The 19,817-nt window shown below is 48.6% G+C and carries 18 protein-coding genes; 14 read left to right on the top strand and 4 right to left on the bottom strand.

Translation table 11 applies throughout. The features are described 5' to 3' along the window. Positions 1 to 56: 56 nt before the first annotated feature. A complete protein-coding gene (locus tag ACYVJM_RS26645) occupies positions 57 to 650 on the bottom strand; it encodes a Crp/Fnr family transcriptional regulator (protein WP_461151268.1) in 594 nt (197 codons plus the stop codon). 250 nt (positions 651 to 900) lie between these two features. On the opposite strand from ACYVJM_RS26645, the gene ACYVJM_RS26640 reads away from it, so the two are divergent. Beyond that, positions 901 to 1,317: an OsmC family peroxiredoxin gene (locus tag ACYVJM_RS26640; RefSeq protein WP_461151267.1), complete on the top strand. Its 417-nt coding sequence runs from the start codon at positions 901 to 903 to the stop codon at positions 1,315 to 1,317. Between the two features lie 53 nt (positions 1,318 to 1,370). On the opposite strand, the gene lepA is transcribed toward ACYVJM_RS26640, so the two are convergent. Further along, the gene (lepA, locus tag ACYVJM_RS26635; RefSeq protein WP_461151266.1) at positions 1,371 to 3,158 is read right to left on the bottom strand and encodes a translation elongation factor 4; all 1,788 of its coding nucleotides are present in this window, start codon (positions 3,156 to 3,158) and stop codon (positions 1,371 to 1,373) included. Positions 3,159 to 3,647: 489 nt separating this feature from the next. Here lepA and ACYVJM_RS26630 point away from each other — a divergent pair, with 489 nt between their 5' ends. The 4 genes from ACYVJM_RS26630 to ACYVJM_RS26615 all read left to right on the top strand — a co-directional run bounded on the left by ACYVJM_RS26630 (position 3,648) and on the right by ACYVJM_RS26615 (position 6,758). Next, entirely contained in the window at positions 3,648 to 4,121 is a 474-nt protein-coding gene (locus tag ACYVJM_RS26630; RefSeq protein WP_097131293.1) for an Lrp/AsnC ligand binding domain-containing protein, read from the top strand. Between the two features lie 149 nt (positions 4,122 to 4,270). After that, positions 4,271 to 4,810, top strand: a complete 540-nt coding sequence (gene hslV, locus ACYVJM_RS26625) for an ATP-dependent protease subunit HslV (RefSeq protein WP_461151265.1) — start codon at positions 4,271 to 4,273, stop codon at positions 4,808 to 4,810. A gap of 57 nt (positions 4,811 to 4,867) precedes the next feature. Next, complete coding sequence (locus tag ACYVJM_RS26620; protein WP_461151264.1) at positions 4,868 to 6,340, top strand: sensor histidine kinase; 1,473 nt, start codon at positions 4,868 to 4,870, stop codon at positions 6,338 to 6,340. After that, entirely contained in the window at positions 6,297 to 6,758 is a 462-nt protein-coding gene (locus ACYVJM_RS26615; protein ID WP_097131289.1) for a response regulator, read from the top strand. The genes ACYVJM_RS26620 and ACYVJM_RS26615 overlap by 44 nt, the downstream gene beginning before the upstream one ends. 28 nt (positions 6,759 to 6,786) lie before the next feature. On the opposite strand, the gene dacB is transcribed toward ACYVJM_RS26615, so the two are convergent. Then, positions 6,787 to 8,331, bottom strand: coding sequence for a D-alanyl-D-alanine carboxypeptidase/D-alanyl-D-alanine endopeptidase (gene dacB, locus ACYVJM_RS26610; RefSeq protein ID WP_461151263.1), 1,545 nt, complete (start codon positions 8,329 to 8,331; stop codon positions 6,787 to 6,789). A gap of 134 nt (positions 8,332 to 8,465) precedes the next feature. Here dacB and ACYVJM_RS26605 point away from each other — a divergent pair, with 134 nt between their 5' ends. The 9 genes from ACYVJM_RS26605 to ACYVJM_RS26565 all read left to right on the top strand — a co-directional run bounded on the left by ACYVJM_RS26605 (position 8,466) and on the right by ACYVJM_RS26565 (position 19,044). Then, on the top strand, positions 8,466 to 9,911 hold the full coding sequence (locus ACYVJM_RS26605) for an MBL fold metallo-hydrolase RNA specificity domain-containing protein (protein ID WP_461151262.1): 1,446 nt from the start codon (positions 8,466 to 8,468) through the stop codon (positions 9,909 to 9,911). 103 nt (positions 9,912 to 10,014) lie between these two features. Then, a complete protein-coding gene (locus ACYVJM_RS26600) occupies positions 10,015 to 10,968 on the top strand; it encodes an acetyl-CoA carboxylase carboxyltransferase subunit alpha (protein WP_461151261.1) in 954 nt (317 codons plus the stop codon). A gap of 171 nt (positions 10,969 to 11,139) precedes the next feature. Next, positions 11,140 to 11,331, top strand: a complete 192-nt coding sequence (locus tag ACYVJM_RS26595; RefSeq protein WP_461151260.1) for a hypothetical protein — start codon at positions 11,140 to 11,142, stop codon at positions 11,329 to 11,331. A 195-nt stretch (positions 11,332 to 11,526) separates the two neighbouring features. Then, the gene (locus tag ACYVJM_RS26590) at positions 11,527 to 12,180 is read left to right on the top strand and encodes an HAD family hydrolase (RefSeq protein ID WP_461151259.1); all 654 of its coding nucleotides are present in this window, start codon (positions 11,527 to 11,529) and stop codon (positions 12,178 to 12,180) included. Between the two features lie 82 nt (positions 12,181 to 12,262). Next, a complete protein-coding gene (locus tag ACYVJM_RS26585; RefSeq protein ID WP_461151258.1) occupies positions 12,263 to 13,429 on the top strand; it encodes a site-2 protease family protein in 1,167 nt (388 codons plus the stop codon). A 67-nt stretch (positions 13,430 to 13,496) separates the two neighbouring features. Beyond that, positions 13,497 to 14,087, top strand: coding sequence for an RNA polymerase sigma factor (locus ACYVJM_RS26580; protein ID WP_461151257.1), 591 nt, complete (start codon positions 13,497 to 13,499; stop codon positions 14,085 to 14,087). Further along, the gene (locus ACYVJM_RS26575; protein ID WP_461151256.1) at positions 14,084 to 14,824 is read left to right on the top strand and encodes a tetratricopeptide repeat protein; all 741 of its coding nucleotides are present in this window, start codon (positions 14,084 to 14,086) and stop codon (positions 14,822 to 14,824) included. The genes ACYVJM_RS26580 and ACYVJM_RS26575 overlap by 4 nt, the downstream gene beginning before the upstream one ends. A gap of 173 nt (positions 14,825 to 14,997) precedes the next feature. Then, on the top strand, positions 14,998 to 16,239 hold the full coding sequence (locus tag ACYVJM_RS26570; RefSeq protein WP_461151255.1) for a S8 family serine peptidase: 1,242 nt from the start codon (positions 14,998 to 15,000) through the stop codon (positions 16,237 to 16,239). Positions 16,240 to 16,254: 15 nt separating this feature from the next. Beyond that, the gene (locus ACYVJM_RS26565) at positions 16,255 to 19,044 is read left to right on the top strand and encodes a CHAT domain-containing protein (RefSeq protein WP_461151254.1); all 2,790 of its coding nucleotides are present in this window, start codon (positions 16,255 to 16,257) and stop codon (positions 19,042 to 19,044) included. Here the strand turns inward: ACYVJM_RS26565 and ACYVJM_RS26560 are convergent. Continuing rightward, positions 19,010 to 19,627 (bottom strand): 3'-5' exonuclease, encoded by a 618-nt coding sequence (locus ACYVJM_RS26560; protein WP_461151253.1) that lies wholly within the window; start codon positions 19,625 to 19,627, stop codon positions 19,010 to 19,012. The two genes, ACYVJM_RS26565 and ACYVJM_RS26560, sit on opposite strands and share 35 nt — an antisense overlap. Positions 19,628 to 19,817: the final 190 nt, after the last annotated feature.

Here is a 19,817-nt window from a genome sequence, read left to right as displayed (position 1 = left end):
CGTATGCTACGTAAGTTTTAGAGTCTGAGGAGATTAGACCCATTGATGTCAAAGGCTTATTTATGGGCGATCTGCGCACGGATTCGGCTCAGAGAGGGGCCTTTTATGCCCAGGTAGGACGAGATATGCCCAAGCGAAACCCGCTTCAACAGCTCAGGCTGATTGGTGATTAAATCAATGTAACGCTCTTCGGCCGTCTGCGTTAACAAACTCTCCGACCGGAGCTGGTTCATCAGAAAATACTGCTCTGCCAGGAGCCGACCAAAACGTTCCCAGCCGTGCGACCGCTCGTATAGTTGCTGAAGGTGGTCATACTGCATAACAAATAATTCGGCATCTTCGAGGGCTTCAATGATGTAGGGACAGGTTGTGCGGGTCAACAGACTTTTTAGGGACGTAATGAAATTGTTTTCGCTCGCAAAATAGAGATTGTGTTCTAGCTCGGTTTTCGGATCGACATAATAGACCCGGAAAATGCCTTTCACGATAAACCCAATATGCCGACAGAGGGAATTTGGGTTGTTGAAGAAATCGTTTCTGCTTACCGTTCGGACTTGCCAGAATTCATGTCCGAGGTCACGGTCAGCGTTTGAGAGTTGAGCAAATTCGCGAAGTTGCTGGTGTAAGATAAGGTGTTGGTTGGAGGTCATGCTGTAAAACTACCAGGTACATAAGCAAACGTAGTAAACACATCGGACCGCCGAAGCGGAGACACGAAGCGCACAGAGTTTAAATTACTGGGTTTTATTTAATTAATTTCTGTGTGCTCCGTGTCTACAATAATTTTAAGTGAATAGTTAATTTACCGCCACTTTTTAACATAGGTGAAAAATAGGCAAAACCAGACCCGCTACTTTTGGTTCATCAATAACAAACACTAACAAGTTAACGCTTAATCGTATGAAAATTACCCGCAATGCACAGGCTCATTGGGCCGGAACCGGTAAAGATGGACAAGGAACAGTAACCACGGCCAGTACTGTACTGAAGCAAACGCAATATTCGTACAAAACCCGTTTTGAGGACGGCGTAGGTACCAATCCCGAAGAACTGGTAGCCGCTGCACATGCTGGCTGTTTCGCCATGCAGTTAGCCTTTAATATTCAACAGGCTGGCTTTGCCGCTGATTCGCTGGATGTCGATTGTGCTATTTCGCTCGAAGATGGCGCCATCTCCAGCTCAGTGCTGACGCTCAAAGCCAGCGTACCCGGTCTCGACCAAGCGAAGTTTAACGAACTGGTCGACCATGCCGAACACAACTGCCCCATCTCGAAATTATTTAACACCACCATCACGGTGAACGCTACCCTAGCGTAATCGTAGCGTTGGGTAATAAAAAAGGCCAGCCCGTTTCCGAGCTGGCCTTTCAATTAATTGATCTTCAACACCGCCATAAATGCTTCCTGCGGTATTTCGACGTTGCCGACCTGGCGCATTCGTTTCTTTCCTTTCTTCTGCTTGTCGAGCAGTTTACGTTTCCGGGAAATATCACCGCCGTAACACTTGGCTAATACGTCTTTGCGCAAGGCACTCAGGGTTTCGCGGGCAATGATTTTCTGGCCAATAGCCGCCTGAATGGCAATCTCAAACTGTTGGCGGGGAATCAACTCACGAAGCTTTTCGCACAGTTTTTTACCCCATTCGTATGATTTCGAGCGGTGAACAATGGCCGAGAGTGCATCCACGCGGTCGCCGTTGAGCATAACGTCGAGTTTCACCATGTCCGATTCGCGGTTGTCCATAAACTCGTAATCGAGGGAGGCATAACCGCGCGAAATTGTTTTGAGCTTATCGAAAAAGTCGAACACCACTTCGGCTAGGGGCATTTCGAACTGGAGTTCAACGCGGTCGGCAGTCAGGTAGACTTGGTTTTTCAGGATACTCCGCTTGTCCATGCAGAGTCCCATGATACCACCTACATACTCAGCTTTGGTAATGATTTGCGCCCGGATGAACGGTTCTTCAATATAGTCGATCAGGTTTGGCTCTGGCATTTCAGCGGGGGCCGATACCTGAAGTTCCTCTCCTTTTGTGGTCATTACCTCAAATCGTACCGAGGGCACCGTGGTAATGACGGTCATGTCAAATTCGCGTTCCAGACGTTCCTGCACAATTTCCATGTGCAGCATACCCAGGAAGCCGCACCGGAAACCGAAGCCCAGAGCCGCCGATGTTTCCGGTTCCCACACGAGGGCGGCATCATTTAGTTGCAGCTTTTCCATGGCATCGCGCAGGTCTTCGAACTCGCTGGTCTCGACAGGATAAATACCCGCAAAGACCATTGGTTTTACTTCCGAGAAACCCTGAATAGCTACACTGGCAGGGTTTTCGATGGTCGTAACGGTATCACCGACTTTTACTTCCTTGGCCACTTTAATACCCGAAATCAGGTAACCTACGTCGCCACACTCAATTACGTCTTTGGGTTCCTGAGTCAGGCGAAGGGTTCCAATTTCATCGGCGGTGTATTCTTTGCCGGTGTTCATGAACTTAACCTTATCGCCTTTGCGAATACGGCCGTTCTTGACCCGGAAAATAACCTCGATACCCCGGTAGGAGTTGAAATGCGAATCGAAGATCAACGCTTGCAGCGGACCGGCGGGTTCGCCTTTGGGAGCTGGAATCCGTTCCACAATGGCGGCCAGAATTTCGGGGACGCCGATACCTTCTTTGCCCGAAGCCGGAATAATATCGTCGCGTTCACAGCCGAGCAGGTCCACCATTTCGTCTTTGATCTCTTCGGGACGGGCACCCGGTAAGTCGATCTTGTTCAGAACGGGAATGATGACCAGGTCGTTGTTAAGGGCCAGATATAGGTTGGAAATCGTTTGAGCTTCCGTTCCCTGCGATGCATCGACCAGCAGTAATGCCCCTTCGCAAGCGGCAATCGAGCGCGATACCTCGTAGCTAAAGTCGACGTGGCCCGGCGTATCGATCAGGTTAAGGGTATACGTTTCACCCTTATACACATAATCCATCTGGATGGCGTGGCTCTTGATGGTGATGCCACGTTCGCGCTCCAGATCCATATCGTCGAGCAGTTGGGCCTGCATATCGCGGGAGCCAACGGTTTTGGTGAATTCAAGTAGTCGATCCGCCAGCGTACTCTTGCCGTGGTCAATGTGGGCGATAATGCAAAAATTACGGATGTGCTTCACGTTGTAATATAAGGTCGTCTAAACGACGGAGGAGTCTTTACTAATAAACAGCAAAAGTAGGCAAAAAAAACAAACGCCGGACTCATCGCGGAGCCGGCGTGTTCAATTACACTTCATCAACAAACTAAAATCTTTTTCCGCCGAAGCAGGAAAATTGCTGTAGGAGGGGGACTCGAACCGCCCACGGTGCAGTTAGCCACAGTACAACTCTGGTGGTCAACCCCAGTCGCCCTTGCGGGCGGCATTATGCTGCGTTTATCCTTTATCACCACCCCCGAGACAGGAGGGCACGTCTGCCAATTTCGACATCCTACAGTGTGAGAAAAGTTATCAAGAAGACCGGCGTGTGACCCCGCTCGATCAACTTGACAATACAAAGATAGTGCAAAGTGAGGTTTCGTTGCAAATTTTCTATAAAAAAAACCTAAAATTTACAAACGATTTAAAAAATGGCTATTTTTGTTAGCACTCATCAAAAATAGGGCTGAAATGACCGAGAAAAATTTAGAAATTGATAATACCGATCTTAAAATACTGAGTTTGTTAATGCAGGATGCCAATATGGCCTATACTGAAATAGGAAAGCGCATCTTTGTATCGGGTGGTACGGTTCACGTCCGGATGAATAAATTAAAGCAGATGGGTATCGTGCGCGGTTCGCAGTTAGTGATTGACCACGCTAAATTAGGTTGGGACATCAGCGCCTTCCTGGGTATTTATTTAGACAAAAGCTCCCTATACGAAGAGGTATCCAAACAACTGGAGAAAATTCCCGAGGTTGTCAACGTGCATTATACAACCGGCATCTATAGCATTTTTGCCAAAATCGTTTGTCGCGACACCCAGCACCTGCGTGAAGTACTGCACGATAAGATCCAGAAAGTAAGTGGCATACAACGCACAGAAACCTTTATCTCCCTGGAGGAGAGCGTTAACCGTCCCATTCCCTTCGCTGAAGGGTAAGTAGTGAAGTGGGATTAGTACGTGGAGCAGGTAGAATAGTGGAGTGAAATTCGTAAGTGGAGTGGGCTAACCAACGACTGCTTCACAACTCCATGAACTGAACCCGAAACTACCTCACCGGTGTTATACCCATCAATAAATTATAATTCATGCAACCTAAAATTCATGCAACTACCGTAGTTGGCATTCGGCACAATGGGCACGTGGCTCTGGGCGCCGATGGGCAGGCTACGATGGGCAATACCGTTGCCAAAAGTAATGTACGTAAAGTACGCGTCCTGATGGGTGGCAAAGTGCTGGCCGGTTTTGCCGGTTCAACGGCCGATGCCTTTACACTCATTGAGCGCTTTGAGGAAAAACTTAATGCCTACGGCGGTAACCTCAAACGGGCTGCTATTGAACTGGCCAAAGATTGGCGAACAGACCGGTACCTCAGAAAATTGGAAGCAATGCTGATTGTGGCGTCTAAAGATGACCTGCTCCTAGTTTCGGGTACGGGTGATGTCATTGAGCCGGATGCAGACGTAGCCGCCATTGGTTCGGGAGGTATGTATGCGCAGTCGGCTGCTCTGGCACTCAAGAAGCACGCCAATGAACTATCCGCCGAAGAGATGGTTCGTGAGAGTCTGCATATTGCGGCTGACGTGTGCATCTATACAAACCATAATTTGGTAGTAGAAACGTTATAAGAGTAAGAAAGGCCTTGTTTCGTTTTCTATATTTGTTGCAGATTGTTTACTTACGTTATGCTAAGAGAAAACCAGACTGGCTACACCATGAACCGGCGCATTGCATTCGGTTTCATTGTGGCTATGGTTCTTATTGCATCCGGTTTCGCCATATCTTTTTATAGCTATAACCGATACGGTGGAGATATGCAGCGCGTACGTCATACATACGACGTCATCAGTGCCCTTGAAAACATTATGTCGCTGATGAAAGATGTGGAAACCGGTTCACGAGGCTACGTTATTACCAACGATTCTGCCTATCTGGAGCCTTATAACCAGGCTATTCAACTGCTTCCAAGCCAGCTTGAGCATCTGCAAACACTGACGAACGATAATAAAATACAGATCAAGCGTCGCCAGGTTCTGGAACAGCTTATCAAAGATAAACTAGCCATAACAGACGCCCGTTTGGACATTTTGCCTTTCGATAGGCGAAACAACGCAATCAGCGCGGAAAGTAAGCGCCGGATGGACCTGCTGCGTAAGCATGTTGCATTGATGATCGACACCGAGCGTGTGCTAATGGAAGCCAGGAACCGGCAGGCAGATAATTCGTTCAGTAAAACGCTCATCATAATTTTTGCCTTATCGTTGATGACGTTCCTGACCCTGTTCATTCTATACCGATTGTTGGAAAAGGAGTTGGCCCATCGGCAGCAAACGGCCGACAAGCTTATGGCTTACGACTCGCAACTACGCGGGCAGATTCGTCAGCTGGAAGCGTCAAATGAAGAACTGGAGCGGTTTGCTTTTGTAGCGAGCCATGATTTGCAGGAGCCACTACGTAAAATTCAGTCTTTTTCCAACCTGATCACGGAGCGTTATGCCAATCTGTTCGATGCGGATAGTATGCTTTTCATGAGTAAAATAGCAAACTCAGCGGAGCGCATGTCTAAACTTATCAAAGACTTGCTGAACTTTTCCCGTATTTCCAGCCATCAGGAGGAATTCAAAGTGGTATCGCTTCATGAAGTGGTACAGCGTATTCTGGACGATCAGGAGCTTCGTATAAAAGGGATGGACGTAAAGCTGGAAATAGGCGATTTGCCGATTATTGAGGGTATTGCCAGTCAAATGGATCATCTGTTCAATAATCTTGTTTCCAATGCACTGAAGTTCGTCAGGCCAGGGGTACGTCCGCTCCTGCGTATCCAGGCTCGGGTAGTAGATAGCGAAACCTACCCGGACTTGATAGCTGATCGGCGATACTTCGAAATTTCCATCGAAGACAACGGAATTGGATTTGATGAAAAATATGTTGATCACATCTTTAAAGTTTTTCAGCGTTTACACGGTAAAAGTGCCTTCGAAGGAACCGGTATCGGCCTTGCCATCTGTAAGCGCGTAGTTATGTATCACCACGGCTATATTACGGCGCGTAGTCAACCGAATGAGGGAGCTACGTTTGTAGTCGTATTACCAGAAAGCCAATCTCAACAACAATATGACCGACCAACTTCAGAAGCCTATTCATATCCTGCTAGTTGACGACGACGAAGACGATCGTTATTTGACGCGGGAGGCATTTCATCAGCATTACCCAGCCAGCCGTATCTCATTTGCTGAAGACGGTGAAGATCTGTTGGATTTTCTGCGGTACGAAGGTCGGTATAGCGGGGCTGCTCATTCGCTGCCCGAGCTGATTTTACTTGACCTGAACATGCCTCGTAAGGATGGACGTGAGGCACTGCGTGAAATTAAAGCGAACGACGATTTTCGCCATATACCCATTGTTGTCCTGACAACCTCCGATGCAAAAGATGATATTGAAACGTCTTATTTCAACGGAGCCAATAGCTTTATCACCAAGCCGCCAACGTTTCAGCGGCTTAGCGAAGTGACCAAAGCGATTGGTCAGTACTGGTTTAACGTGGTAACAGTTTGTGAGCATTACGAAGAAGATTGACGTAGCGCGGGATTTTTCCTGCGCCACGTTACTTTCCATTCAGGCCAACGAGTCCCACAAAAATCTTTTCCAGTTCATTCGTCACGGTTCTATTCTGGCCGGGCGTAAATTTATTGACGAGTATACAGAAGCTCATACGCTCGCCGTCCGCTGCCGTGAAGTAACCGGCATAAGCCCGAACACCTTCAATGGACCCACTTTTGGCCCGTATGTTACCGGCAGCGGCTGTCCCGCGCGCCAGGCTCCGGACAGTCCCTGTCTGTCCGACAATGGGGATTGTCTCATAAAACTGGGGAAACGCTTTGTCCCGGCCCATCACGCTCAAAATACTGGTCATGTTATCGGCCGTGAGCGCCCCAACGGTTGAGAGGCCACTACCATCCCGAATCCGAAACCCATCTGTCGAGACGCCTTTGCTTTTCCAGTAAGTGGTAAGGGCTTGGATACTGGCCGTTGTGGTTTGAGCACTTTTAGTTAATGTAACAGCCGTTGTTCGAAGCAGGGCCTCGGCATACAGATTAATACTTTGAAAGTTTGTTTGCTGAGCCAGATCCGTCAACAATGGTGATTTGTGCTGATTTAAAACAGTACGTTTGCCCGCCGGGTTGACCGTAACCGGCAGACCACCACCCAAGGAGACCGGCGGATTATTAACCGGTATGTTATCCAGAAGAAGTTGATTTTGGAGAGCAAACGCGGCAAAATAGGCGGGGTCTGGCAGAGAGCCTTTCACGCTAAATTCATTGGCGGGTTCGCCAAGCGGTACTTTACCTGTCAGCCATTGCTGGTTCAGAAAAGGAGCGCCGTAGATGTTTACCTGATCGCCGGTATTCGCGGCATCAGTCGTAACGGTGTTTCGGAAATTAAGATAGGGCACCGGTGGATCGGTACGCAATACGCTGGCTGGTTGACCCGTCGTTTTGCCCGGACGAAAAAAGATACGGTATAAGTTTTCGTTGATATTCAGCGCACTTAGACTAGCACCGTAATAATTGCCGAGGTCGCCAAAGGGCCATGTATCGGGTGTTGTCAAGTCATCGTACAGACTTCCATCGCCCACAACCATTCCCTGGATCCGTCGAATGCCCGCAGCCTTTACCGCTTCCGACCAGCTCGAAAGGAGGGCTGGTAAGTCATAGTAGCCCGAAAAACGCCAGCTTCCCAGGGAGGGGTCGCCGGTGCCCCGGATGTATAAATTACCGATAAGTGTGCTGTCTTTGATCGTTCCATCGTATTCCAGCGTTGTTGTATAGCTGAAGTTGGGGCCCAGCACCGCAAAGGCTGTTGCCGTGGTGATGAGCTTTAATGTGGAGGCCGATGGTAAACTTTGGCGGGCGTTATATCCGATAAATTCCTGGCTGTCCCGAACCCGTCGAACAGACAGGGCAACCGTACCAAATCGAGCTGCCGGGCTAGCCTGAAAAGTCTCTGCCTGCCTGAGTAAACGTTGGATAGACAGCGTATCGGTGGGTGCCAGCGGTTGCGAAAAGGCCTGTAAATGAGCACATAGGTTGAGTAAACAGACTAGCGAAAGAAACGAAATAAAAGCCGGGAAATTGAGGAATAAGCGCATTTACGAACAGTTAGGCGATTCGAGGGGTATTTCGTACTTTTGCAAACTTACAAAATAGGCACCACCCAACTTGGTCAAAAACCACCCGTCTCAACATTTTGAATTAACGACACCGAATAGTTAAAGTTGCACGCATGAAATTATCATTTCTGGGGGCGGCCCGGCAGGTGACTGGCAGTATGTACCTGCTGGAACTGGAGGATGATTACCGCATCCTGATTGACTGTGGTTCCGATCTGGAGCGTTCTGCACCACGAGAGGCAAACTCAAACGGTCAAACAACCCCCGCCGTTACTCATCCGGGATTTTTTCCGTTTGAGGCATCTAGCATAAATCTGGTTCTGCTGACGCACGCGCATGTAGACCACTCCGGCAACCTGCCCAATCTGTTTCGTGAAGGATACGAAGGGCAGATACTCTGTACCGAGCCTACCTTTGCCCTCACCAATGTGTTGCTCAAAGATGCCGCATCTTTAAATCAAAAGCGGATCAACGAACTGAACGCCAGCAAGAAGCAACGGGTAAAAGATCGGCAGGTGCAGATGCAGAAGGATCTGTTTCTGGACAAGCAGGTTCGCGAAACCATGGAAAACGTCGTGCCCATTGGTTTTAACCGGAAGTTCAGGGTAGCCGACGGTGTCGATGTGACCTTTATTCCGGCAGGACACCTTCTCGGAGCCGCTCATATCGTCATCAATGTCATTGAGAATGGTGAACGAAAAAGCATTTGTTTTTCGGGCGACATAGGCCGCAAAAATTACCCGCTTTTAGTCGACCCGGCAACGGTACCACCAGTCGATTACCTGATTTGCGAAAGCACATACGGCAATCGGCTCCACGAGCACCTGATGACACCCGAAGATGCGCTCGCCGATATTATTCAGCGAACCTGCATCGATATTCCCGGCCGACTTATTATTCCTTCGTTTAGTGTTGGCCGGACGCAGGCGCTGCTGTACACGCTTAACCGGCTGTATACCGAACGGAATTTTCCGCCGATCAAGGTTTTTTCGGATAGCCCGATGGGTTTCGAAAGCACCAAGATCTACATGCAGCACATAAAAATGCTGAATGCCGAAGCCCGGGAGTTCTACAAGGAAAATGAAGCGCTTTTCGATTTTCAGAATTTTGAATTTCTGGAGTCGGCAAAAGCCAGTAAAGCCGTATCCAACTATGGTGAACCTTGTATCATCATTTCCTCATCGGGTATGGTGCAGGGGGGGCGGGTTGAATACCACGTTGCCGAAAACATCAGCAATCCCTACGCAACCATCCTTATCATCGGCTATTGCGCCGAAGGAACTTTAGGGTGGCGTTTGCTCAACGGACAGCAAACCCTGAGCATAAAAGGGAAAGACCATCAGGTGCTGGCCAATGTTGAAAAGATCGACGTGTTCAGCGGTCACGGCGACCGGAATGATCTGATTAATTTTGTGAGCATGCAATCACCCGAAACGCTCCGGAGTATTTTTCTGGTTCACGGCGAATACGAGAGCATGGAATCTTTCAAGGCCACGCTGGCTGAAGAAGGCTATCCGCAGGTGATTATTCCCAAAAAAGGCGAAAGCTTTGAACTTTAAGCAGCGAGTAGCGAGGAGAGTTAAGAGCGAGAATGCCAGATGAATTGGCCGCATAAGACTCCTAACTCCTCGCTTCTAACTCCTCGCTTCTAACTACTACTTCATGAGAACATACCTCGATTTTGAAAAACCCATTGCCGACCTGGAGTCACGGCTGGAGGAGACCAAAAAGTTAGCTCAAACCAGTAATGTCGATGTCAGCGAAGCGGTCAATATTCTCGAACAGAGCATTGATAAACTGCGCCGGGAAATTTTTCAGAACCTTACTCGCTGGCAGCGGGTCCAATTGTCCCGTCACCCGGACCGCCCGTATACGCTCGACTACATCTCACTCATGTGCGATCAGTTCATCGAACTGCACGGCGACCGTACCGTTCGTGATGACCCGGCCATGGTAGGCGGTTTTTGTGAATTGGGTGGGCAGACAGTGATGATGATCGGTCAGCAGAAAGGGCGTAACACCAAGCAGCGTCAGTACCGGAATTTCGGGATGCCCAACCCTGAGGGCTATCGAAAAGCACTCCGGCTGATGAAACTGGCCGAGAAGTTTAATAAGCCCATCGTGACCATGATTGACACGCCGGGCGCCTTCCCGGGTCTGGAAGCCGAAGAACGCGGACAGGGCGAAGCCATTGCCCGTAACCTGAAAGAAATGTTCATGCTCACCGTGCCGGTCATTTGCATTGTTATTGGCGAAGGCGCATCGGGTGGTGCACTGGGCATTGCCATCGGCGATAAAGTGCTCATGCTCGAAAATACCTGGTATTCAGTTATTTCACCCGAAAACTGTTCGACAATTCTCTGGCGGAGCTGGAACTTTAAAGAGCAGGCGGCCGAAGCCATGAAGCTGACCGCACGCGACATGCAATTGAATAAATTAGTCGATGAAATTGTCGAAGAACCCGTTGGAGGCGCCCATAATGACCATCAGGCCATGGCAAACCACCTCAAAACGGTTATCCTCGACGCCATTGCTCAACTCAGCGCCATTGACCCACAGGAGCGTATCAATCAACGCATTGAAAAGTTCTGCGATATGGGTGTCGTACTGGAGTAAGTAACTGCACTCGTTCTTTGCATAGAAAAGCCGCTGGAAAAGTCTCAGCGGTTTTTTTTATGCAAAGCGTTTACCGGTACATGAGATAGTCCGGCTCCAAAGTCATAATAATTATCCCCCTCTGTAAGGTTTACGTCGTTCCTGCGACTAATCAGCCAAAACGAACCTACTTTGTCATCGATTGATCAACCTGCTAATACCCAACGCCTGTCCGTCAGGTTTAACCGGATCATGTACGAAGCTTTTGTATTGCTGGGTATTTATTTTCTGGTGACAGGTTCCTGGCAGGATGCTGCTGACCATCTGGGCATCGGTTTACTATTCGATCCGTTCGATCGAACAATCCGCTGGGATAATCGCTAGCGCTGGCAACGAATTTGGCCTATTCTTCAGTAAGCACTATTATGGCTACTCTGATCTACTGGAAGACGATGGGCACGTGAGGATTCTTTAGAATCGGGTCTTATCCTCAACTTTGATACGCCGGTTGGCCATTTGTCTGTCAATCTGGCTTATCTTTGACTCCCGGTTCCTGTAAGGCCAGAGCCGCCACTGCGAATGGAGTTTCTACCGAATAAATCAATACTTAAAAATCTTATTTTCGATCTCGGTGATGTAATCATCCCGATTGACCTGACCGCCCCCATCCGAAACTTCGCGATGCTGGCTAACCTGCCCGAAGACGATGTTCGTGCCCTCTGGATGGAACACAACCTCGTGGGTCAGTACGAAACCGGCGTTATTGACGATGAAGCGTTCCGGGCTCACGTTCGGCAAATGCTGAAAGAGCGCACCCGCGAATCCGATGACTGGGCCGATGAAGTGATCGACACCGCCTGGAATACCATTCTGCTCGACTTACCGGTCGAGCGTATCGAGCGCATTAAAGAATTACCTTCCAAATACCGGCTGTTCCTGCTCAGTAATACGAGTCCCATTCATATCCGGCAGGTTAACAAAGTGCTGTCGGCAATGAATCAGCCAACGCTGGAGGAACTGTTCGAGCGAGTGTTTTATTCTTATGAGGTTCGATTGCTCAAGCCTGCCCCTGAAATTTACCAGCATGTACTCAACGAAGCGGGCTTAATGGCCGAACAAACTGCTTTCTTTGATGATAATGCTGCGAACATCAAGGCCGCTGCCGAGTTAGGTATTCAAGCCGTACACGTACAGCCACCTCTTACAATACTGGACTATTTAAGGGATGTATGATTCTTTATGTATGATATAAGCTGTATAATGTATGGGTTTCCTGGCATATATCATACATCCTATATCATACATCCTCCTTCTTATGAACAAAAGTACCCGTACTTACCTCCTGCACGGAGGTCTTTTTTTAATTACACTGATTACAACCACAATGGCAGGAGCCGAGTGGATGTTTGGTAGCATATTTATTCCTATTGAAGGCGTAAAAACCCTTGGCTGGTCTGAATTTGTGGCTGGTTTTCAGTTTTCAATTCCTTTCCTGGCTATCCTCACCGTTCATGAGTTTGGGCACTACTTTACGGCGAAGGCTAATCACGTGCGGGTAACGCTGCCGTATTATATCCCCCTTTGGCTGGGTATTGGCCAGAGTATTGGTACATTGGGCGCATTCATCCGCATCAAGGATTATATTAACAGCCGCCGAAAATACTTTGATATTGGCATTGCTGGTCCACTGGCTGGCTTCGCGCTGGCGCTGGTCGTGCTCTGGTACGGCTTTTCTCATCTGCCCCCCGCCGAATACATATTCAGCATTCACCCAGAATACAAGAAATGGGGTCTCGAATACGGAAAATATGCGTATCAAAAACTCCCTGAAGGCGGAGCCATTGCACTGGGGGATAACTTGCTGTTTTCGTTCTTTAAAACGTATATAGCCGACCCGGCCCGTTTACCCCATCCGTACGAAATGATTCATTATCCATACTTGTTGGCGGGTTATCTGGCGTTGTTTTTCACCTCCCTCAACCTCATTCCCATAGGTCAGTTGGATGGGGGGCATATTCTGTACGCCCTGATTGGGCGTAAACGGTTTCAGTGGGTTTCGCCGGCCCTGTTCATCACCTTTGTTTTTTATGCCGGTCTGGGTCTGTTTAAACCAACCGATTTTGCCGTTCCTACCGATGAAGCCTTCTTTTCGATATTAGGCAACTTTGGCCTGTACATAGGCTTTCTCTATCTGGCTTTCTCGCGTATTGCAGAGCGGTCCGAAAGTGGCTCCCGAATGACGGCCCTGCTCGTCACGTTAAGTGTCGTGGCGGCACAACTGGTGCTATCCTGGGTGCGGCCCGATATTGAGGGCTATACCGGCTTTCTTGTCTTTTCTTTCGTGTTAGGCCGGTTCCTGGGTATATACCACCCCGAAACGGAGCTCGAAGAACCCTTGGACGCCAAACGGCAGATACTGGGCTGGATCGCCTTGATTGTCTTTGTGTTGTGTTTTAGCCCACGGCCCTTTGTGATTTCCTGAACGAATCGAATCGATTTGTTAAATTTACTTATCTTACCGTCGCATATAGTTATGGCTCCTTTATCCTATGCGACTTCCTTCCCGACAGCTATCCGATGCTGAGTTGATGACGGGTATCCGTGCTGGCGGCTCACAGCGTCGGCTCTACGAAAACAAACTCTACGAGAAATATCAGTATTTTATTACAGATGGCATTCGCAAGCATCGGTTAACCGAAGACGAATGTGCCAGTGTCTATTCAGATACTATTCTGGCGATGTTCGACAACATCGCCAGCGACCGCTTTGAAGGCCGTTCTGAGCTTAAAACCTACCTATATCAAATATTTACGAATAAATGTGTTGACGAAATTCGTAAAAAGACGACTAATCGTAATAAGGTCCATGATGCCTTTTCGCTCGATGATTCACTCCTGCAATTGCCCGATGAAGCACGCTCGATTGTGCAGAAGCTCATTGCGCAAAGTGACCTGGAAAAGCTCCATAAGCACCTGAATGAACTGGGTGATAAATGTCGAGCTATGATTTTATCGTGGGGAGAAGGCTATTCCGACGATGAGATTGCTCAGACAATGGGCTACAATACGGCCGCTGTGGCTAAAACCAGTCGCCTGCGTTGTTTGGATAAACTACGTGAACGTTTCCGCGATATACTATGAATACTGATCTGGAGACAATTGAAAATTATGTGACCGGCCAGCTCACTCCCGATGAGCGAACGCGTTTTGAGGCCGCTCTTCGTACCGATCCGGACGTGGCCGAGGCTCTGGCGTTCTACATGCTCTCGAAACACGTAGCCAACGAGCAGGCCCGTGAACAACGCAAAGCGGAACTTAATGCCTTACGTAAACCCGCTTCGTTCTGGAGTGTGCCTATGCGCTGGGCCGCTGCCGCCAGCATTGCCGTACTATTGGGGCTGGGCTGGTACTTTTTACGTCCGGCTAACTCCCCGGAAATGGCAACCCGCCTGGCCGACGATTATGTAGCCGAACACTTTATGCAGCTACCCACGACTATGGATGGCGAATCGTCAAGATCAACGACAGCCGATAGCCTGAAAACAGCCGTTGGTTTGGTCAATAGCGGTAAACTAAACGAGGCCGAAGCTCTCGTTCAGGACATCCTCAAGCGCCAGCCCACCAACGACCGTGCGTTAAAATACGCTGGTATCGTTGCCCTGCGCCTTGGAAATTACGACCAAGCCATTAGCCTGTTTCATCGACTAAGTGAGCGGACAGACCTCTACAGCAACCCCGGTTTATTCTACGAAAGTCTGGCGCTGTTAAAGCGCGGACGACCGATGGATAAAGAGCAAGCCAAAAAGTTGCTTGACGAAGTGATTACCAGGAACTTGGACGGGAAAGTTGAGGCTGAAAAGCTAATAAAGTCATTCTAAACCCGCTCACCGCAATGTACCTGGTCATTAACCTACTAAATCGAATCAGCCGTTCCGTTATTGGTTGTCTACTCCTTTTAGTTAGTATAAACTCGCTGAGTAGCTGTAAATTTTTTTGTAAACAATGTTGTGGGGACAAACCAGTCGAAAAACCCTGGTATTCGTCAGCAAATTTGCTCCTTCCAGGCGAGGTTAAGGATGAGAACATACGAAACGCTATTCGCAAAGCGGCCGAAAAGGCAGGTGGCTCGCTGGCGGATAGTGATATTAAGATTCGACGTTGCCCCTGTGACTCGCTGGTCAATCTGGAATTACCCCCTGGCTGGATCATCGAAGGCCATGATCCCGGTGGCGTTGCGGTTCGGTCGCCTGGTGGCGGACAGTCGGGGGGAGTTGATTTGCCGGGAAGTGGTTCACTGGTGGTAGGCTTAAATTTTCTAATCAATACATACGACCCAAGCCAGCAGACAGACAACCGGGAGGTGGCTGGAAGGGGATATACAGGCAAAGCTTTTCTGCCATCTACTATACCGGTAGCCTCAAAACAAATAAAGATTGCCGTATTTGATTCTGGTTTTTTACGCGGTGTCAACTACTTGTCTGATAGTTATTTACTGCCAACTACTTCCTGTTCCAATGAAGTCCTTGATCCTGCTAAAACGAGTAATCAGGGCTGGAATTTTACAAGCGAAGGAGACGAAAAAACGACTGATGATCTGACCCCGGTTCATCATGGATCGCGGGTGGTGAACCTGTTAGCCAGGCAGTTTGAAAATAGCAATATAGTACCCCGGATTGTGCCTATGAAAGTGCTGAATGGAAATAATCAGGGAGACTTATATGGACTTATGTGTGCAATGAAGACGGCACAGAAAAACGGTGTCAAGGTGTTCAACATGAGTTTAGGCTATTATGGGGGTCTTGATAGCCTGTTCCGAAAGTATATCGCCGAAGCGCATCAGGCTGGTATCTGGATGATCGTAGCCGCCGGAAATCATCTAGTTGACTCAACTGGTTTAAACCGGAACCTAACTACGTTAAAACCCCAGTTTTATCCAGCAACATTTGCCGCTGAGTTCAATCGAGTTGTTCCGGTAACAACGGTGTCAAAAGATGCCAACGGTTTAGTGAGCGCCTGTGTACGGCAGAACTATACCAAAGAATACGTAGTGGGTGCTATGGATAAGTCGACACCCTGTCGTTTCCGAATGAATGATGGACCGGGTAACTCAATCGTAAATATTTTTGGAACTTCTTACGCATCACCGGTAGTAGCCGGGTGGTTAGCCCGTAGACTGGTTGAGTCACCGGGGGTGTTGAACAGCCGTATGGATATTCCTGTTCAGATTCCGGGTGCTAATCAAGGCATTGGCGACCAGGTCATGTCAAACAAGTACATAACGACATTACCATAACGAAAGGTTAATTGTATGTGGCGTTCGCTGGTTTTGGGGCTGGTCTTGTTGCCTGCGTTCGCTCGGGCGCAGTGTCCCACTATGTCCCAGCGGTACAGTCGTTTGGTTGACCTGTCCGGCTTACCAACTCCCCGCGAAATTATACTGAAAGTATCTGAATTGGAAAGGCAATCCCGTAATTGTAAGACTATCAACGACTCGGTTTATGCGAAAACACTCCATATAATGGGGCGTTCGTACTGGTATGCAGGTAGTCTGGACACTGCCATTGCGCTGACCCGACGGGCTATTGAAGTTAACCAAATGAACGGACCTGCTGTACGGAGGGCCAATCTGGTGCATAGTTATTACAATTTGGGGCGTATCTATGGCGATAAAGCTGATTATAAACGGGCTATACAATCCTTTACGACCGCTGTTATCATAGCCAGACACTACCCTGAGAAGTGGGCTTCTGGCGCTAGTGCCTACGATGAACTGTCATACATATACTATAACATTGGCGACTACGAGAAAGCTGTCAATGTAGCTCAGGAGGGAATCTATTTGTCACAAAAGGCGAAGGACCCTAAGATGACCGCTAATACATTGGTTCAGCAGGCTCAATCCCTTATAGTGCTTGATAATTTACCTGCAGCCGCAGCCGCGCTTCAGAAAGCACTACGATTGACTAAACAAATCAACGAACCAGGTATAACAGCCAATGTCTATTCACTTCTGGCTGATGTGGCAAATAAACAACAACAGGTTGGTATTGCTATTCAGTATTACCACAAAGCTATTGCTTTAAATAAACAAGCTAATTTTCGGCACGGATGTTTTCAGTCACTCACTAGTCTTGGACTGGTATATGCTAGGAAGCTGCGGCAATATCATAAAGCATTAGCCAGCTACAAACAGGCACTTGCTTATTGCGACGATACGGGGGGGCGTTTAGTGATTCTGAATTGTATTGGTAAAACACAGCAGGATTTGACACACTATCGGGAAGCGATGCGCTATTATCAGAACGCATTCCGCCTGATAGACCCAACAGTAGACAGCGTCATTTTTACAACCAACCCTGGCAGTCAATTTATCAAATCATCAGGCAATAAAGAATACTTGTTGAGCCTTATTCGAGACAAGGCCGATACCTGGCTCGACTATGCCAAAGCGACTGTAAATGACCGTAACCGATTAAAAGCCGCCCTTGCCACTTACAACATTGCCGATCAAATGATTGACTTTATGCGTTGGGAGCATACTGGAGAACAATCGAAATTGTTCTGGCGGCAGAAGACCCGGAGCATGTACGAGCGCGCCATTGAAACTTGTTTCTTACTGGGCGATGCCGAAAAAGCTTTTCGCTTACTAGAGAAAAGCCGGGCCGTTATGCTGGCCGATAAGCTCAATGAACTCGGTGCCCGGCAGAAACTAACCGAGTTACAGATTGCGCAGGAACAACAGTTGCAGCAGGCGGTCAGCAGCCAGCAAAATACACTGGCCAGCCTCTCCTCCGACAACGGACCCGCCTATAATGCAGCCCGGATGGCTCTATTTACTAAACAGGATAGCCTGACCACTTTTCTGAAAAAACTCGAAACATCCAATCCGGCGTACTATCAGTATAAATATGATACGACTGCTATATCACTTGCTTCAGTAAAACGGTATCTGAAAAGCCAATCTGGTTCACTAGTGACCTATTTTGTGGGCGACAGTGCCCTGTACTTGATGGCTGTTACGGGCGATAAAGCCGTTTTGAAAAAGCAACCGATCAAGGCGTATACAACAGCACTGCACCCGTTTGCCGGGTTGCTGGCGAATTCGGCAGCGATGAGCAAACGCGACGACGTCAATCGGTTTTTGGGACTCAGCAACGACCTGTATCGCCAGTTACTCGCCCCATTCGGTTTGCCAAAAGGGCGGGTTCTGGTATCGCCCGATGGTTTTTTTGTGCCGTTCGATGCCCTGAGCCGTTCGGCCGACAAAGCGGATTTCGCGGTCAATGACTATGCATTCAGCTATGTGTATTCTGTTGGCCTGTTGCTGAAAAGTGGCTTGAAACCATCCCGTAACCAAGCTTTTCAATCGACCGATTTCCTGGGCGTAGCACCCGTTGAGTTTTCGTCCAGACTAAATCAGGTTCGACTGCCCCGCTCCGACGAAGCCCTGAATCCTATAGCCGGGCGCTTTACCAGGTCGACGTTACTCACGCACGACAAAGCCACAAAAGCTTCTTTTTTGGAGAAAGCTGCCACCGCACGAGTTATCCATCTGTTTACCCATGCCACCGCCGATAGCTCTGACCGGGAGCCATCCCTGTATTTTGCCGACTCAACCTTGCAACTTTCCGATTTGAGCGATGACGCACTACCGAATGCCCAGATGGTTGTGCTGGCAGCCTGTAAAACCGGTATCGGGGCCGACCAGCGGGGTGAGGGGGTATTTAGTTTGGCGCGCGGATTTGCGGCACTAGGCGTACCCAGTGTGCTGACAACGCTCTGGAGCGTTCAAAACGAAGCCACCTACGAACTGACTGACCTCTTCTACTCGTACCTCGATCAGGGGTTACCCAAAGAAGTGGCTTTACAACGAGCCAAGCAGGATTGGCTCAACACGGCCGAAGGCGAAAATCGACTGCCTAATTACTGGGCGGGCCTGATCATGGTTGGCGATTCAAGGCCACTTGTTCATCTTTCATACAGTCCCTGGGTCGGTATTTTTTCCTTACTGGCTCTGATTGGGCTGAGTGTAATATGGTTCTGGCAAAATCGAGAGCGTCGTTCTACGGCTGTATTTTCAGCTGCTCACTCAGTTTAAATACTTCCTTAAGGCATTTGGCGGTGAGCACCGCATCTTCCAGTGCATTATGAAAGCCGTCTTCGCGGGCAAAACCAAAATAACTGGCTATGGCCGTCAGACTCAGGCGGTCGGGCACTTTGCGGCCGTTGGCTTTCAATACCCGGAAGGTAAAATAGGCCAGGGTGTGCAGATCGAGCAATACACGCGAATACGGCCATTTCTGTTTCTCGTATCGGTATGCCTCTTTCAAAAAATTGATGTCGTTAATAACGCTCTGGCCGCAGATGATCAGGTCACGCAGATATGGAGTTCGGTCAAGTTGTCCTTTGGGAACACGCAGGCCAAGCTGGGTGCAGATCCATTCTTCCATTTCGGGCAACACGTCGTAGATCATAGGGGCATCCTCCAACTCTGCCAAAGACAGGTTGTGTATTTTCTCGGAAGAGGATGAAAACGCATCTTTATTCTCTGGATAGACATTCGTGAGGTACTGACCGCGCTCTACCCAGTTGTCGTCGAACAGTACAGCACCAATCTGTATAATCTCATTATAATCCGGTTCGGGGCCGGACATCTCCAGGTCAAGGACTAAAAAGGGCATGTCTTAGCTGAGGTTTCGTTGGTGTAAAACTGAATGTAAAAATCCGAATTATTATCCGAAAAATTATTTGACAATTTTTCATATCTGGAATTATTCAGGCTCGTTCAGGGTTTACCTACTAACATCAAAGATAAAGCCTCGGTAGTCAGCTATCGGGGCTTTGTTAGTTTAATGCGTATCAACCCTGCCT

This window comes from Spirosoma pulveris (assembly GCF_054781875.1).
This window is presented reverse-complemented; position numbering and strand designations above follow the sequence as displayed.

Coding starts and splice junctions, on each gene's coding strand:
- ACYVJM_RS26645 (WP_461151268.1), bottom strand. CDS start 650: ATGACCTCCAACCAACACCTTATCTTACACCAGCAACTTCGCGAATTT.
- ACYVJM_RS26575 (WP_461151256.1), top strand. CDS start 14,084: ATGAATACTGATCTGGAGACAATTGAAAATTATGTGACCGGCCAGCTC.
- ACYVJM_RS26585 (WP_461151258.1), top strand. CDS start 12,263: ATGAACAAAAGTACCCGTACTTACCTCCTGCACGGAGGTCTTTTTTTA.
- ACYVJM_RS26615 (WP_097131289.1), top strand. CDS start 6,297: ATGACCGACCAACTTCAGAAGCCTATTCATATCCTGCTAGTTGACGAC.
- dacB (WP_461151263.1), bottom strand. CDS start 8,331: ATGCGCTTATTCCTCAATTTCCCGGCTTTTATTTCGTTTCTTTCGCTA.
- ACYVJM_RS26590 (WP_461151259.1), top strand. CDS start 11,527: ATGGAGTTTCTACCGAATAAATCAATACTTAAAAATCTTATTTTCGAT.
- hslV (WP_461151265.1), top strand. CDS start 4,271: ATGCAACCTAAAATTCATGCAACTACCGTAGTTGGCATTCGGCACAAT.
- ACYVJM_RS26560 (WP_461151253.1), bottom strand. CDS start 19,627: ATGCCCTTTTTAGTCCTTGACCTGGAGATGTCCGGCCCCGAACCGGAT.
- ACYVJM_RS26600 (WP_461151261.1), top strand. CDS start 10,015: ATGAGAACATACCTCGATTTTGAAAAACCCATTGCCGACCTGGAGTCA.
- ACYVJM_RS26620 (WP_461151264.1), top strand. CDS start 4,868: ATGCTAAGAGAAAACCAGACTGGCTACACCATGAACCGGCGCATTGCA.
- ACYVJM_RS26565 (WP_461151254.1), top strand. CDS start 16,255: ATGTGGCGTTCGCTGGTTTTGGGGCTGGTCTTGTTGCCTGCGTTCGCT.
- ACYVJM_RS26605 (WP_461151262.1), top strand. CDS start 8,466: ATGAAATTATCATTTCTGGGGGCGGCCCGGCAGGTGACTGGCAGTATG.
- ACYVJM_RS26580 (WP_461151257.1), top strand. CDS start 13,497: ATGCGACTTCCTTCCCGACAGCTATCCGATGCTGAGTTGATGACGGGT.
- ACYVJM_RS26630 (WP_097131293.1), top strand. CDS start 3,648: ATGACCGAGAAAAATTTAGAAATTGATAATACCGATCTTAAAATACTG.
- ACYVJM_RS26640 (WP_461151267.1), top strand. CDS start 901: ATGAAAATTACCCGCAATGCACAGGCTCATTGGGCCGGAACCGGTAAA.